This window comes from Streptomyces sp. NPDC058246 (assembly GCF_042881985.1).
In the GTDB taxonomy this organism is placed as follows: Bacteria; Actinomycetota; Actinomycetes; order Streptomycetales; family Streptomycetaceae; genus Streptomyces.
In genome coordinates this window covers 402948-418883 of record NZ_JBHVWZ010000004.1, presented here as the reverse complement: position 1 = coordinate 418883, position 15936 = coordinate 402948, and the positions used below count along the sequence as shown (strand labels likewise).

The 15936-nt window shown below is 66.0% G+C and carries 11 protein-coding genes; 7 read left to right on the top strand and 4 right to left on the bottom strand.

Annotation, left to right across the window (positions count from 1 at the left end; genetic code table 11):
- Positions 1-23: 23 nt before the first annotated feature.
- Together ACFVXA_RS09075 and ACFVXA_RS09070 are read right to left on the bottom strand one after the other, a co-directional pair.
- On the bottom strand, positions 24-2864 hold the full coding sequence (locus ACFVXA_RS09075) for an ATP-binding protein (protein ID WP_390024411.1): 2841 nt from the start codon (positions 2862-2864) through the stop codon (positions 24-26).
- A 390-nt stretch (positions 2865-3254) separates the two neighbouring features.
- Positions 3255-3512: a hypothetical protein gene (locus tag ACFVXA_RS09070; RefSeq protein ID WP_383910829.1), complete on the bottom strand. Its 258-nt coding sequence runs from the start codon at positions 3510-3512 to the stop codon at positions 3255-3257.
- Positions 3513-4947: 1435 nt separating this feature from the next.
- Between ACFVXA_RS09070 and ACFVXA_RS09065 the strand changes: the two genes are divergently transcribed.
- Positions 4948-5865 (top strand): oxidoreductase, encoded by a 918-nt coding sequence (locus ACFVXA_RS09065; RefSeq protein WP_389472108.1) that lies wholly within the window; start codon positions 4948-4950, stop codon positions 5863-5865.
- Positions 5866-6827: 962 nt separating this feature from the next.
- On the top strand, positions 6828-7667 hold the full coding sequence (locus ACFVXA_RS09060) for an IclR family transcriptional regulator C-terminal domain-containing protein (RefSeq protein ID WP_362025139.1): 840 nt from the start codon (positions 6828-6830) through the stop codon (positions 7665-7667).
- Here ACFVXA_RS09060 and ACFVXA_RS09055 read toward each other — a convergent pair.
- Together ACFVXA_RS09055 and ACFVXA_RS09050 are read right to left on the bottom strand one after the other, a co-directional pair.
- Positions 7654-7893: a hypothetical protein gene (locus tag ACFVXA_RS09055; RefSeq protein WP_390024409.1), complete on the bottom strand. Its 240-nt coding sequence runs from the start codon at positions 7891-7893 to the stop codon at positions 7654-7656. The genes ACFVXA_RS09060 and ACFVXA_RS09055 overlap by 14 nt on opposite strands.
- 58 nt (positions 7894-7951) lie before the next feature.
- Entirely contained in the window at positions 7952-9238 is a 1287-nt protein-coding gene (locus ACFVXA_RS09050) for an AGE family epimerase/isomerase (RefSeq protein ID WP_390024407.1), read from the bottom strand.
- 645 nt (positions 9239-9883) lie between these two features.
- Between ACFVXA_RS09050 and ACFVXA_RS09045 the strand changes: the two genes are divergently transcribed.
- The 5 genes from ACFVXA_RS09045 to ACFVXA_RS09025 all read left to right on the top strand — a co-directional run bounded on the left by ACFVXA_RS09045 (position 9884) and on the right by ACFVXA_RS09025 (position 15678).
- The gene (locus ACFVXA_RS09045; protein ID WP_390024405.1) at positions 9884-11029 is read left to right on the top strand and encodes a sedoheptulose 7-phosphate cyclase; all 1146 of its coding nucleotides are present in this window, start codon (positions 9884-9886) and stop codon (positions 11027-11029) included.
- Positions 11030-11270: 241 nt separating this feature from the next.
- Positions 11271-11792 carry a VOC family protein gene (locus ACFVXA_RS09040; RefSeq protein ID WP_362025147.1) on the top strand — a complete coding sequence of 174 codons (522 nt, stop codon included), beginning with the start codon at positions 11271-11273 and terminating at the stop codon, positions 11790-11792.
- Positions 11793-11839: 47 nt separating this feature from the next.
- Positions 11840-12994, top strand: a complete 1155-nt coding sequence (locus tag ACFVXA_RS09035; RefSeq protein ID WP_390024403.1) for a zinc-binding dehydrogenase — start codon at positions 11840-11842, stop codon at positions 12992-12994.
- A gap of 5 nt (positions 12995-12999) precedes the next feature.
- Positions 13000-14388: a sugar porter family MFS transporter gene (locus ACFVXA_RS09030; RefSeq protein ID WP_390024401.1), complete on the top strand. Its 1389-nt coding sequence runs from the start codon at positions 13000-13002 to the stop codon at positions 14386-14388.
- A 27-nt stretch (positions 14389-14415) separates the two neighbouring features.
- Positions 14416-15678, top strand: a complete 1263-nt coding sequence (locus ACFVXA_RS09025) for a D-arabinono-1,4-lactone oxidase (protein WP_390024399.1) — start codon at positions 14416-14418, stop codon at positions 15676-15678.
- Positions 15679-15936: the final 258 nt, after the last annotated feature.

Below are 15936 nucleotides of genomic sequence, written 5' to 3'. Positions count from 1 at the left end.
CGGCGGTGGCGGTACTTGGACGGTCATTGCTGCCCGTTGCTACTCACAACGGCGCTCTGCCGCATCTGGCTCCCCAGCTGGCGCCGCCCCGTGAGGCCGTGCCTGGCATAAATGTGCCCAAGGTGATACTCCACCGTTTTGGGGCTGATGAGGAGTTCGCTGGCGATCTCGTTGTTCGTCAAGCCGCGGCCCACCAGCACGGCGATGTCCCGTTCGCGTTCTGTCAATTCCAGCAGACCCTCCTGCCGCTTGGCGGCAAGAGGCTGGGTGATGGGTCCCAGAACAGCTTCACAACGACTGGCGTAGGGCGCTGCGCGCAGGGCATTGAACCGGTCGAGCGCCTCACGCAACCACACGGCGGCCTCACGGCGCTGCCCATCGGCACGCAGGGCCCCTCCCAGAGCCTGCTGGATCAGGGCCCGTTGGAGCGGCGCCTCATCAGGAGTGATCGGAATATCCACTCCTTTCCGGTACAGAGCGATGGCGCCAAGGCGGTCCCCACTGATCTCGGCGAGGGACCCGTGCGCGCGTGCGAGCGGCAGCTGAAGGCATGGCTTCTTGTCACCGAGTGATTCGAGCTGGGCAAGGAGTTGACGGGCCTCCTCCAACTCGCCGGTTGCGATCAATGCTTCGGCCAGGAGCGGACCCCACCAGCACAGCCAGCGGGAATATCCTCGTCGCTCCTGATCACCGGCAGGGTGACGCATCGGTTCCAGTGCGACAAGGATGCGGGACGGGTCATCAGCAGCCTGGGCCATGAACGCCTCGGCCATCGAGGTATAGAAGATGTCCAGTGCCGTACCGCTGGAACGCGTCTTGCGCTGTGCTGCTTCGAGATGGGCGTTCGCCGTGGTCCAGTCGCCTCGTCCCGCTGAGGCGTAGCATGCCGCGGCACGGCTGGCCGCGACTTCCAATCCTCTCTCGAGAGCGGAGTCGGTAGCGATGGACAGGCCCCGCTCGGCGATCATGGCCGCGTCGTCCCACTCGCCGCTCATGTACTGCACGAGCGGCAGAATGTAGTAAGACCACATACCCCAGCGCAGCTTGGCCCCTGTCTTTCCACGGGCGATGACGGTGGACAGGTCATGGTTCGCCTGAGCAAGTTCCCCGGCCATCGCGTTGGCCATGCCGCGATAGGTCAGAACTTCTGTGTGATCGAGCGGCACGTCCTGGCTGGCCGCCGGCATGTAGGTCAGGTGGTCCAGGCACGCTCGAGGACCATCGGTCAGTGCGTGACCGCACGCCAGGATGTAGCGGATGGAGTCGGCCATGCTCCCGCTCAGTTGATTGAACGACAGCGCCCGGCTTGCTGCGGCCACACAGTCCTTGCCTCGATTCTCCAGTACATAGGCATAGGAGAGGAACGCTGCCGCATGAGCCTCGATCCAGTCCAGGGAAGCGAGATCCGAGACGGGTTCCGATTCCGTCGGGGGGTCAAGGGCTCTGTTGAGTAGCTTCTCGGCCCCTGCCGCATCACCCCGGATGACGGACATGACGCCCAGCACACAGTCACGCAGTCGGCCCTCGCCGCAAGCGTCGATCTCACGCTGCCGCCGCGCGGCCCACGACGTGCTGAGGGTGGAGAGCGAATACAAGCAAGCGGTGAGCAGTTGCTGTTCGTATGCATGCCGTGAGTCGGACAGCTGGGCAGCCCACAGCAGGTGATTGGCAGCCAGGATCCACTCACTGTGTGCTGCTTCCGAAGCGGCCTGGGCCTGCAGTTCGTCTGCCAGCTCCGGGTCGACACGGCTGGCTGCCGCGACCCGATGAGCCCAAGCGCTGTTCGGATCTACGACGGCCGCCGCCGCCGTATGCAGTTCCCGCCTGCCCTGGGGTGCAATGCTGGCGTAGATGGTGTCACGCTGCAGGACGTGGGTGATCGCGACCGGGCAATCCGCCTCAAGCGGCCACCATTCCACGAGGCCTTTGGCCAGGGCCGGTTCAAGAGCGACCTCGACGTCGTCCACCTGGGCCACTTGAGCGGCTCGTACGAGCGGGATCCGGCAGTCCAGGACGGCCAACGCCTCGATGAGACGTCGGCTGTCCTCGGGAAGGCTGTTCAGCTGGTCGCGCGTCACCGCGGCCAAGGACGGCGGCACCCCCGACCGCGCCTGTGCCACGTCATCGGAGAGCTCGGTGAGCAGCGAACGAGCGTACAGGGGGTGCCCCTGTGTTTGACTGTGCAGGCGGGCCAATGCCTCACCCTGCACCACGTCTACCCCGAAGGCTTTCGCCAGGGCGCCGATCTCCACCGGCGACAGCCCCTCCAGGGTGAGTTCCGTGAAGTGATCGATGTCCTCGGCCATCCGTCGCAGGGACGCGGTCGGCGAGTCCCGGCCGCTTCGTGAGATCAGCACGAGAAGAACACGGTCCGCCACCAGTCGCCGGGCCAGGAAACTCAGGGCCCGCATGGACGGCTGATCAGCCCATTGGATGTCATCGATGACCAGGGCAACCGGGCCCCTTTCCTGCAGTTCGCCCAGCAGGAGCAGCAGCTGCGCCCCCACCGCGTAGGCCGCAGGCTCGGCCCGCAGCCCCTCGGAAAGGAGCGGTAGGTGCTTGAGAATCTCGCGGTCGGCGTGACGAAGCATGCCGATGATGATTTCGTAGGGCAGCTCGGTCTCCGCAGCGTCACCGCGTGCGGTCAGTACAACGAAATTCGGCATAGAGGCCAACCAGTGCCGAATCAAAGTCGTCTTGCCGATGCCGGGGTCACCTTTGACCCAGGCCAGCCATGGTGTGCCCGCCGCCACCTCATCAGCGATGCGGGAGAGCTGCTGCAATTCGCGATTACGGCCGACGAAACTTCTCCCCCCGGGGGGCACATGGCCGGGTGAGCGAGCGATAGGGTTTTCGTCTTCCATCAGGCACCTCGTCCGCGGATTCGTGTCTCCAAACTAACGGATGCCCGTCGGGAGTGGTGATTTGTTGCAGCAGGCGAAACCATGATGGTCACCAGCCAGGCCAGAACCGGACACCGGCTGAGAACTCGAGCGGTTCACCGCTGCCGCAACGATCAGTACCGGGGAAGTGCGGGTTGCCGTCCTCCTTGTGACTTATGGGAACGCGGACTGCAGTCCTCCTTATGAGGAGTGCAGCGGTGCAGGGCCCGACTGTCCGGCTCCTCCGACCCACTCGGACGGGAAGCGTGCGCTGGGCCTGGAGCCCTTCGCATGCCGTTCCTGGCCGGGCAGCCCACATGATCGAAATGCGGGAGGTCGCTAACCCGAGTGATCTGCAGGCGAGCGCCGGCTCTATTCTTGTCCCCGGACTTTTGACCGGCGGCCTCGCTTGCACATACGTTGCAGCTCGGCTTCGACCGCGAGAACTTGCAGTGCCAGGGCCTGTAGGTGGCTGTACTCCTGCTCGCTGAAGTCGATGAATCCCTCGACATCGATCTCCCGCAGTTTCAGGTGCTCGAGGTTCTCGCGGGTTGTGCGGCCGTTCAGAGTGGCACTGGCCATCCCAGCCTCCAGGTGGAACCGCACCATTCGGGCAAGCAGCACGGGCACGCGGTGCAGCATTGGAACGTACCGCCATCTGCCGGGCCCCAGAGAGAACAGCCAATCTTTTGCTGACTGCACAAACAGTTCGGAACCCGGTGGAGCCACGGAACCAGGCCATCCCCGTTGCGAAGGCAGCCGCCCGCTGGGGACAGCTGCGTCAGGACACAGTAGGAACTCAGCTTCCGTTTGCAGGGGCTTGCTATGTGGACGCTTCACAGTCACCGTCCGGGGTGGACCTGGCGTCCTTGCGGGCGCTTGAGGCTGGAGGAACAGGGAGACAAAAACAGACACCTACCTATCTGGAGTCTCAAATGGGAAACGGTCGGAAAGCATTTAGGCCGCTACGGTGACACCGACGGCTCACCGGCCGGCACTGCTATACGGCCGAGCGGAGCATCAGCCGTCGTACGCCGGAGGCCGGAGGCCGGACGCCGGACTCCGGACTCCGGACGCCGACCAGCTTCAGCGGCAATGGAGTCGGCCGGCGAGGCGCAGCCGGGGTCCGTCCGTCTTCAAAGATCACCGGATGGTGGGTCATGGCAGGGTGATAAACCGCCATGAACTCCCCGACCAGGACGGGAAGTTGCCCGCTCCGCTCATACCGAGGGCCTCGACTGGACGGCCCTCATCCAGGACCGGCAGGTCATCAAGGGGCACGGTCATCGACCTCGCCTCCCGGCGCCTGCCCGGCCGGGAGATCGCTGACCACATGCACCCCGACCTCGTCACCGACGCCCTGGCCACCGCCCAGCGGAGCCCCGGGCGCTCTTGCCGACCACCCCAGTCTCTGACAGCTCAGCCTCATCGCCTACGAGACAACACTCGCATCAACTACCCTGGCGCCAACCGCATAGCCCGTGCCCAAGTCGAGCACATCCGCCACAGTCACCATGTTCCGCTCCAACTACGCCCCGCTCAGATCCGATCCACCCCGGACAGGTCGTAGGCACGACGCCCCCCGAGCGCTTCGTCAGGGGAAATCGTAGGAACCGTGGCTGCGTGATCCAACCATTGTTGCTCAGTCTGCAACCCACCTGGTGCATCCACAGCAACAGGAATGTCTCTCTATGGGGGCTCCCTTTACTGTGCCCTTCCAATACCTTCCGCGGCGAAGAAACCGAGGTTGCTATGGGCGATGCATATAAGGTGCAGCGGATAGGCCGACTCTACACAGTTGTGTGCATGCGAACCCGCAGGATCGTCTATGTCACCACCAGCCTGCGGCTCGCAGACAAGCGGGCGTTGATGTTCGCTGCAATTGGAACCTCCGTACAGGCTGTCCGAGTGCCACGGCCTCGCCGCCCCGCCGAGTAGAGACCGCCAGCGCAGAGGTAACCGTTTCGGGACCATCTCGTCCAACCTGTCAGCCGACGCTGCCACTTCTTGACGATCGGCGGCTCGAAACTGCCCTCACAGCGTTTCCACTGGATACTTCGGCCTCATGACCACACGAGAGAAGCGTTGGGCGGTCGCCGACCTCCCGTCCCTGACCGGCCGGACGATCGTGGTGACAGGTGCCAGCAGCGGGCTCGGCACGGTTACGGCGCGCGAGTTGGCACACGCCGGCGCACACGTCGTCCTGGCCGTTCGGGATCTGGCGCGGGGTTCGAGTGTCGCGGCCACCCTCGACGGGAGTACCGAAGTCAGGCACCTTGATCTGGCGGATCTGTCTTCAGTGCGCAGGTTCGCGGCCGAATGGAACGGCCCGCTCGACATCCTTGTAAACAACGCCGGAGTGATGGCCATCCCGGAGGCACGCACGGTCGACGGTTTCGAGATGCAGTTCGGCACCAATCACCTTGGCCCGTTCGCGCTGACCAACCTCTTGCTTCCGCACATCACCGACAGAGTCGTCACGGTGGCGTCGAACGCCCACCGCAGGCCAGGAGTGGACATCCACTTCGACGACATCAACTTCAGCAACTCCTACAGCCCCTGGCGCGCTTACCAGCAGTCCAAGCTTGCCAACCTGCTGTTCACACGTGAGCTGCAACGACGGCTTACGGCGGCTGGCTCCCCGGTGACGGCACACGCAGCCCACCCCGGCTACGCTGCCACAAACCTGCAAGGCCGTTCCGGGAGCGCCGTACAGCGCGTGGTCTTGGCGATCACTAACCGATTCCTGGCCCAGTCCGACAGGATGGGTGCTCTGCCGACGCTGTATGCCGCTACACAGTCGCTACCGGGCGGAAGTTACACCGGGCCCGACCGACGCGGAGAGACCCGCGGACACCCTGCACCGGCTCAACTGAGCCCGCAAGCACGCGACGACATACGCGCACGTCGGTTGTGGGAGCTATCGGAAGAACTGACCTCGGTCCGCTTTCCCCGCCCGCGCAGCGGCGGAAGCGCCGCCTGACCTCAGAAGCCGTTCTTCAATCGATCGTGGAACGTGGTGATCGACGGGGTTTCCCTCGGGGCTGATCTACGGCGGTCCAAGGTTGAAGGCGGACACCTCACGTTGCTATGCCGTCAAGCCGCAGCGGCGAGTTCGGTGACGTCGAGCGGCTGTGGGCCGGTCCCCAGCGGCGCTGCGACGGTCGTACTGGGCCGCGGGCGTCCGCCGCCGTGGGGGGGGCACAGCCCGCCGGGCCGGCATCGCCCGGTCCCACATCGAGGCCGCCATCACGGCCCGTTTCCCGCAGGTCACCGTATCTGTGAGGTCTGGTGCGCCACGAGCAACGCGCATTGCTCGCTCGAGCAGGCACCTTTTACCGTTTGGACCAGCCGCGCACTTGGCGAAGGCCCCGCAGGAACCCTGACGTCCTGCGAGCCTGCCGATCTTCCTCCTCTCGTCAGGCGCAGTCTCGCTGGGTGCGCGGCCTCCGAAATGGAATCCGAGCGGGCGGCAAATCAGCAAGGCCTCGTTCTGATCTCCAGGGCACGGCGCTGTTCGTGGTCGCCCGGTGTCGCACACCGGCCGGGGGAATGGGCCGTCCCCCGATCGGCCCCCTTCCGAACCACCCCGGCTGTCGCCTGACCGGCCCCGGAGAAGAAGCGCCTGACCACCTACGTTTGGCAGTAACGAGGTGGATCCGGGAGGCGCCGGAAAACGGCCGTACACATTGTGGCCATCAGCGGAGCAGTGACAGCAACTGTGAGCGCGGCCCCTCACGACAGGCCCCTGTGTAAGGCATCCCCTGCCACGTGGGCCGGCCAGGCAATCCAGTCCACGACACGTCTGCGTCGTGGACATGACCGGCGCTGGCAGATCCACTGAGTGGGCGAGAAGCGGGACCGGCGCCGTCCGACCGACGCGCGGTTCCCGACGATGGCGGGTCCGCCATCGCCATGGTGACGGACCGGAAAGCGAGTTTGGTTATGACCGGACGGATGGCCTCCGGATTGTGCCGGGACCTGGATCTGCTGGATGTCTTGAGCAGCCAGGAGGCGGTCCGCGGGTCCGGCCTGGGTGTCAGCCGCATTGCGCAGCTGTGCCAGCGGCAGAAGAGTCAGGTTTCCCGCGCGCTGGCGGGCATGCTCGAGGCGGGGCTGGTCGAGCGCGACCCCGATACCTTGGCCTACCGGTGCGGCTGGCGCCTGTTCGACCTGGCTGCCGCCACCAGGGAAAGTCATCTGGTGCACTCTGCCAGGCCCTGCATGGAGCGCCTGGCCACCTCGGTGGGACGACCCGCTTACCTCTGCGCACTGCGTGGTTACAACATCGCGGTCCTGTTGGCGGAGCCCGCCTCGCACCACAGCCGTGGCGCGGGCAAGCAAGGAGTGACCGCTCCGGCCCTGCATACCGCTGCCGGGCGCCTGCTGATGAGTGAGTGGGAGGAAATGACCGCGCGCACCGCGTTCGCCCATACGCCAGCCGTGCAGGGCATGCCCAGTGCCGAGGCGCTGTTGGAGGACCTGCGACGGATCCGCAGTGCCGGATACGCCCAGCTCGACGGCGAGTTCCACAACGGGCTGGGCGGTATGGCCGCGCCCGTACGGGACTTCACGGCCGGTGTGGTGGCCGCGATCAGCGTCCCGGTTCACCCGAACCGGAGCCTGCCGGGGCACGACGCAGTGTTCCGCGCGACCCTGCGCTGTGCGGCGCAGCTTTCCTACGCGATGGGCTACTCGGAGCCCTCGCGTCTGGCCAGGACCTCGATTCTGGCAGGGTCGGGCAAGTGCCCAACACAGGGTTGCCGCCGTGTCATGTGTGGCTGAAACCCACGGCCAAGAAGGCCCAACGCTGAACTGCGAGAAGCCAAAACAGGCCAAGCGCCTCCTCGACGCCCTCGACGCCCTCGACGCCCTCGACATGGCCTTGTGGCGCCGCGCCGCGCTGGAACTCCCGTCGGACCTGGGCTGGTTCATCATTCGGATGCGGGCAGCGCCAGTACACGTCTGTCGAATTCGCCACCGCGGAATGGGCCGACTGGTAACGCGACATTCTCCCATTGACTGGGTGCCAGGAAAACCCAAACTCCCGGTGGGCCAGCAGTCAATGTTCAGGATTCACCGGTTGATGAAGTCGATTCCCATGTTTCGATGATGCGGTCCAGACGCGCAAGCGTTTCCAAGGCCGACCTGCCGCTATGGTAGGGACCCTTCCATACGCTCCCCAGCGTACTGTCCAATGGCATTCCGGTCCGGTTCACCCTGGTCCGCCACTCGCCCGTGTCTCGGTCGATCAAGTACTGAAGACAGAAATTCCAGACACTCACAAAGGCAGAAAGAGCTTCCCGATCACCGGTCAGCTCATATAGATCCAGGAGACCGACCAGCGCCTCCGCCTGTTCCCACCACTCTTTATCCTGGTCGGTCGCAGTCCCGCTGTGAGGGCCTTCGCGGAAAACGCCACCGTATTGCCAGTCAACCCCGTACCGCAGGGCGTGGTCACCGAGCTTTGCCCGCAGCTCCGGCGCAATCGGAGACCCCAGCACCTCCCCAGCTTTCCCCAACAGCCATATGAGTTCAAGATTGTGTCCATATGACGTAGTGTCGGTAGCTGCGACCTGGCCGTCTGCTCGCTCGACGTTCCAGGTGCGCGCCACAGGAACCGGCGGCTGAGGGGTGAAATCGGCCGCCGTCTGATTGCGCCCGGCGCCACTCACCGGGTCAACCAGGTGCGTGCAGATCAGCGTCACGACCTCCTGCAGGCGACGCCGGTGGATGTGCGAACCGGAGACGTTGGCCAGAGCTGTGTAGGCCTCCATCAGGTGCAGGTGCGTGTCGAGGGTCTTGACCGTTCCCTCGGGCCGCCAGTCCTCGGAGAAATTCTCGACGTACCCGCCGTGCACGAGGTCGCTTGCGGCCACCTGGAACAAGTCGAACGTCTCCTCGGCCCACGCCAGAGCCTGCTCGTCCCCCGTCACGCCGGAGAAAGCCGAAAGCCCGTAGATGGCGAACGTCTGCCCGTACATAATTTTCGCGGAATCCAGTGGAGACCCATCCCGCCTGGTGCTCCACCGCCAGCCGCCATGGACAGGATCCCAGAAGTTTTCCCGGAGGAACCCCACACCCTGCCGTGCCGCATCCCGCAGACGGTCGCCCAGGCTACCGCTTCCTACATGTTCAGCAAACATGGAAAAAGCCCATACCATGCGCGCCTGCGTCACCAAATATTTATCATGAGCGGTATTTTGGCAACGGCCGTCCGCGCCGAAGTCCGTAAGGTATCCTCCCTCGCTCTGGTCCGTTGCCCGCTCGTCCCAGAACGGAATGATCCCTTTCTCCAAGAGGTCGCCCACCTGCGAACGTATTTCACGCAACGCTGCCAGATCCACTGAGCTCATGTCGGTGTTCCTTGGATATCCATGCGCGTCCGACGACATCGCGCATTTCCGCTGGGATCGAAAAATCCCGGGTACCGGCCACCCGCACCCCATGCGTCGAGCTCCCCGCCGCCGACGCTCTGTCCACTGGGTTTATCGTCTGACCGGTGCGGCGACGCCGCAATTCGAGGTCCCCGGCCAGCACGTACCGAAGCCGCCACGGCACTTCACTCACCGCCTCGCTGACCAGCGGAAACCTGCATGAAGTCACCCGGCTCGTCCTGCTGCTGGACGCCGTGGACGCAGGCCCCGCACGCGCGGCCTGCGTGCCCGGCCGTGCCGTCGTAGCCTTAATGGATGACAGTAAATTAATAGATGTCGGGCAGACTTTCACGCTGGTCCGCACCGCTCGGGGACCGAGTGCGTTTGAGGCAGCCGCCTTCAACCACGGCTCCGACGAGAACAACCCTCATCGCATGCGCCGCTGAGGTGTCCTCGCCCGGCGGCCATCCCACGCCGAAGACACGCCCACCAGCTGCCCCCTCCCACGACCGATACGAAGTCACCGCCCGTGCGCCGCCCCGCGCGCGTAGCACCCGCGAGAAGTGGCGTGAACTGTGTGTGCGAGAGCCGCGGGGGATCGAGCGCAACACCAGAGGACAGACGATGAAAGACATAAGCCATTGGGTTCTTCGCGCGTCCCAGGACGTCAGGTTCGAGGTCGTGGAGACCACGGGGCTTCTCGACCCTCAGAACCCCAGGCTCCGGCAGCTCCCGGGCGGCGATGAGACCCGGGCCCAACGGCTCACCGTCCTCGATGAAGTCGTCGACGACCTGTTCGGCTCCCGGATTCGCGACTATTTTCACTCCACCAGCACGCCGATGAGTTACATGACCGTCCCCGCCGGCGACGAACAGAAGACCATCGAGAACGTGTTGCGGATCGCCAGCCGCCTCAACGAACTCGGCACCGAACGATCGGGAACGCCCCCCATCGCAATGGGCGGTGGAGTCGTCCAGGACGTCGTCGGCATGGCCGCCGCGCTCTACCGGCGCGGCATCCCCTACGTCCGCGTACCCACCACCCTCCTCGGCCAGATCGACGGCAGCGTCTCGGCGAAGAACGGCGTCAACTTCGAGGGCTACCGCAACCGGCTGGGCACCTTCCACCCCTCTCCCCTGACCCTCATCGACCGGGCCTTCATCGCCACCCTTCCCGAACGCCAGGTCCGCAGCGGCATGGGGGAAGTCCTCAAGATGGCCCTCATCAAGGACCCTGAACTGTTCCGGTTGCTCGAAGAGTTCGGGCCCGTCCTCGTCCAAGAACGCCTCCAGGACACAGGCCCCCTCACCCATGACCGCAAACCCGGACACGAAGTCATGCACCGGGCCATCACCGGCATGGCCGAAGAACTGGAGAAAAACCTCTGGGAAAAGAACCTGCTCCGCATCGTCGACTACGGGCACACCTTCTCCCCGGTGGTCGAGATGCGGTCTCTGCCCGTGCTCTACCACGGCGAGGCCGTCGCCATGGGGTCCCTCTTCTGCGCCACACTCGCCCTCAACCGGCAACTGCTGCCGCAGTCCGACTTCGACCGCATCGTCAACTGCATCCATAGCCTCGGGCTCCGCCCCACCCATGAGATGTTCGGCGATGCCGACCTCCTCAAGACGGCGTTCGCGGACACCGTGCGCCATCGCGGCGGCGCGCAGCATCTCGCACTCCTCACCGGCATAGGCAGCACCGTCTTCGTCGAGGACCTCACCGACAAGGAGATCGAGCTGGCCTCGCAGATGGTGGGGAAACTCTGATGGGCACCGTCCCGCCCTGGCCGGCGCACGAACCTGCACCGGACCGTCCTGTGCCACCGCCACCTCGCCCCCGCTCCTGCCCACCCGTACGACCAGCACGACGAGACCTCGCGCACCTGTGGCACCGGACACGGCGCCACCGCCCGCTCGGGCCACCCCTCGCCAAGAGCGAGCCAGGCACAACGAGCGTGCTCTCGCCCCGATGACCAGAAGTACCGCACGACGACAGGAGGTGGTTCCTGTGGACGCCCCACTCATCCACCATGTGGGGGTGCTGGTCGGCGACCTGGAGGACGCCATCGAACGATGGTCCCTCGGCACCGGATACACCTTCAGCGAAGTGGCCCGCTATCGCACGGACTTCTACGAGGACCGTTCCCATCCCGAGCCCCACTTCCACGACGCCCGGATCTGCTTCTCACGCGAAGGACCTCCGTTCATCGAGCTCATGGAGTTCTGCGGCGAGGGAACCCACTCCTCAGCACAAGGAGAGGGCATCCACCACCTCGGATTCATGGATTACCCCGATCCGGACGGGCGCCTGCGCGAACTCCACGAACACGGCGTCGACTCTGACGGGATAGCCCGGGACGGTCCCGACGGCAAAACGCTCCTTTGGTTCACCGACAAGCACTATCTGCACGGCATCCGCCTCGAGTACGTCGCCGCACTGCCCCAGCCCCTCGTCATGGACGACGGCCGGCCCACCTACCGTGACGAGCGAGGCTTTCCGTGCCTCTGGCCGCCTGAAGAAGACCGCTAGGCACAGGCCGCCCATCCCCTGTCCGCCCTCCCCAAGGCGTGGTGCACATGACGCGCAGCGAAACCTCCGGCGCCATGGTCTGGACAGGCCCCCACGAACTCCAGTGGCGGCAACTGCCCATGGACGACCCGCCACCCGGCGGACTCCTGCTGGACGTCGTAGCCAACGGGATCTGCGGCACCGACGTCCATTTCGTCAACATGACACCCGCCCGCCCCCTCGTACTCGGCCACGAGATCGTCGGCAGGATCACCGCCGCCGGCCCTGCCTTCGCGGGACAAGACGCCGCCGGGACCCCCGTCAGTGTCGGCGACACCGTCGCACTCTTTCCCTGGGTCCCCTGCGGCCAGTGCTGGGGCTGCCACCGCTTCGGCCCAGGCGCCACCACCTGCTCCAACGCCTTCGTCTACGGCATCCCTCCCGAAGCCATCGGCGCTCCACCCTCCGACAGCACCGACCCCGGCACCGTCCAGCTGACCGGCGGCTTCGGCCGTCACCTCATCGTCCGTGAAGGAACCTGGTTCTGGCGCGTACCCGACGGCATACCACCGACCGTGGCCTCGCTCCTGGACCCTCTTGCCGTCGCGGTGCGCTCGGTCGATGTGACGCGCACGCCCTCCGGCGCATGGGACGAAGTCCTCACACCGGACTCCACCGCAGTCGTCCTGGGCCTTGGAGCGGTAGGGCTCCTCACCGCTCTCGTCCTGCGCCATTGCGGCGTCGGCACGCTCGTGGTCTCCGGCTCCCGGCCCCGGCGCCTTGCAGCCGGCCGCCGCATCGGCGCCGACGAGGTCCTCGACACCAGCCGACTCGACGACGACCAACGCCGCCGCAAAATCCTCGATCTCACCGCCGGACGCGGCGCCGACCTCGTCGTAGACGCCACCAACAACCCCGCCGCACTCGCCGAGGCAATGAGCTACGTACGGCGCCTCGGAACCGTTGTGGAAGTCGGAAACGTGATCCCCACTGGCACCACCATCTCCGTTGACCCCGCGAGCAACATCTGCCAGACCAACATCAAAATTCTCGGCGTCACTTTCAATCCCCCGCGGTCGTACGCCGAGGCAATCGCCCTCCTGTCCGACCGCGCCCTGCCCTTCGAAGACCTCATCACCGGCACCTACCCGGTCCGTAACGCCGACGCCGCCCTCGACGCGCTGTCGGGCGACGTCGTCAAGCTGGTCCTGTCCGGGGAGTGAACCCGATGACCCGCCTGACGCTCCATCAACGTCTGCTGGTCGTGGCATCGGCCGGCGGAGCCCTGTTCGGTTACTCCATCTCGGCGATGAATCAGACCCTTGAAGAGGTGCGGAGCGAATTCCGCCTCTCCAGCGTGGAGCAGGGCATCGTGGTGAGTGCCCTCGTGGCCGGTTGCCTGGTCGGCTGCCTCGCGGCGGGAGCGGTCACTGACCGGCTGGGACGGCGTGCGGTGCTCAGCGCAGCCGGCGCCGTGGGCATCGTCGCAGCGCTGCTGTGCGCGGTCGCCCCGGCAGCATGGTTCCTGGCCGGCGGCCGCTTCATCCTCGGCCTCGCTGTCGGTGTCACCTCGGCGATCGCGCCGGTGCTGCTGGGGGAACTGGCCTCCGCCCAGGCCCGCGGCTCCGTGATGATGGTGTACCAGCTTGCCCTCACCGTGGCGATCCTGGCGGCCCTCCTGCTGGGCCTGGAACAGGCGGCAGCACACCAATGGCGCTGGATGTTCGTCGTCAACGCCCTCCCAGCGGCCGTGCTGCTGATCTCCGTCCGTCTCCTGCCCCTCACGCCCGGCGTCCTGATGGCACAAGGGCGCGATGATCAGGCACTCCATGTGCTCCGGGCCGCCCGGTCTGCTGTCGAAGCCGAGCAGGAATACGCCTTCCTGCGGGCTACTCGGGGCCGTCCGACCGGACGTCGCACGACCTGGCAGGCGATCCTGGACCGGGAAAACCGCCTGCCGGTCGCCATCGCGGTGGGCGCAGGGCTGATGGCCGCTCTCGTGGGCATCGGGGCGGTCGTCTATTACTCGACACTGGTCTTCGCCACAGCGGGCGTCGGTGGCCGGCTGGGCGCCCAGATCGCCTCCCTGTCCTTCGGCATCGTCAACGTCGCGGCTTCAGTGGCGTCCCTGTGGCTCATCCGGCGCTACGGACGCCGGCCGCTGCTCTCGGTGGGTCTGGCCGGCATGGCCGCTGCACTGACCGTGTCCGCCATCTGCCTGGTGGCGGTAGGCGGCAGCGTCGGCGGAGCAGTGACCGTCGCTGCCGTTCTCATCTTCGTGATCTGTTTTGCCTTCTCCGCGGGCCCTCTCACCTGGCTCCTCATCGCCGAGGTGCTGCGCCCGGAGATCCGGGCGCAGGTGGCGGGTGCTGCTGCGGCCGCGAACTGGGCAGCCAACCTGCTCGTGGCACTGCTGTTCCCCGTCGTGGTCGGCACCCCCGGCTCGCCGAGCAAGGTCGGAGCGGCCTTCCTGTTCTTCGCCGCTCTCACCGTCGGATTCCTGGTGCTCCTGCGCCGCTACGTACCCGAGACGAAGGATCGGACGCTTGCCGAGGTCCAAGCGCTGTTGGAGGAGGGCAAGGACGGTGGTGTGTCCGCCGGTAGGAAATTTCGCTGACGGCGACAGGGTGTTCATGTGATGGGTATGTCACGCCTGACGAACTGGGGCGGGAACGTGGTGTTCGGCACGTCGAGGAAGGTGACGCCGGCGTCGGTGGGCGAGGTCGAGGGGATCGTACGTGCTGCCGGCCCTCGGGGAGTGCGGGTGGCGGGGCGAGGCCACTCGTTCTCGCGGGTGGGTGACACGCAGGGGCTGCTGGTGTCTTTGCAGAACCTGCCGTCAGTGTGTGAACCGGTGGTGGCCGCTACCGGCGCGGTGACGGGCGCCCGCGTGGGCGGCGGGCTGACATTCGGTCAGGTATGTCCGCTCGTGGACGCATGGGGGTACGCCTTGCCGGTGCTGGGATCACTGCCCCACATCTCTCTGGGCGGTGCGTGCGCGACAGGGACACACGGATCAGGGTGGAACAACAGCACTGTAGGGGCCGGGGTGCACGAGGTGGTGATGGTCGCAGGGGACGGCCGGCTACGGCGTGTGGGACGCGGAGACGAGCAGTTCGACGGGGTGGTGGTGTCACTCGGCGCGCTCGGCGCGACGGTGGAACTCGTGGTGCAGGTGGTGGAAAGCTTCGCCGTGGAACAATTCGTCTTCGAGCGACTGCCATTCCCCGTGCTGGTGGAACGACTGGGAGAGGTGCTGGGCGCTGGTTACAGCGTGTCGGTCTTCTGGCCCCTGGGCCCCCTGGCCGACGTGTGGGTCAAACGGCGGGTGGGGGACCGATGGTGGGACCTGTCGGGGACGGGGGCCATACCGGCCCGAGCAGACCGTCACCCGGTGGCGGGACAGTCAGCAGTGAACTGCACACCACAGTTGGGGGCCCGGGGCCGCTGGTTTGAGCGGCTGCCACACTTCCGTGCCGGGTTCGCGCCGGCGACGGGCCACGAAATCCAGTCGGAGTACCTGGTGGCCGCCGATGACGGCGGACAGGCACTGGAGGCCGTCGCCCGGATCGGAGCGGACCTCGCTCCGGTGCTTCTGACAGTAGAGGTGCGTTCGGTGGCGGAGGACCGGTGCTGGCTGTCTCCCGCCTTCGGACGGGACAGTGTGGCCGTGCACTTCACCTGGCTGCCGGACCCGGTGGCCGTGGAAGCGGCGGTCGGCCGCGTGGAGGACGCACTCGGACCCCTAGGAGCGCGACCACACTGGGGCAAAGTGTTCCATATGAATCCCGCCACGGTGGCAAGCCTCTATCCTCGATGGGACGACTTCCGCGGGCTCCTTGATGAATACGACCCGCAAGGAAAATTCCGCAACGCGATGATCGACCAGTTCTTCTTCCCGGACTGACCACACCGCCGTGCCGGACAGTAGGTACATCGGCCATGACCGATCCGCACGCGCCGATCAGAACTGAGCCTCCCGTCGCAGGCGACGAGGCCGCCACTCTCCTGGGCTCCCTGGAGCGCCGGCGCGACCCCGGCTTGGAAGTGCGGGGACCTCGACACCGCTGGCTTGAAGGCGACCGTTGCCGACTCCTCGGGCACAGCTCGTATCCCTCTGGCAGGCGGCGGCTGCCCGCTCCATCACCTGCTGCGGCTACTGGAG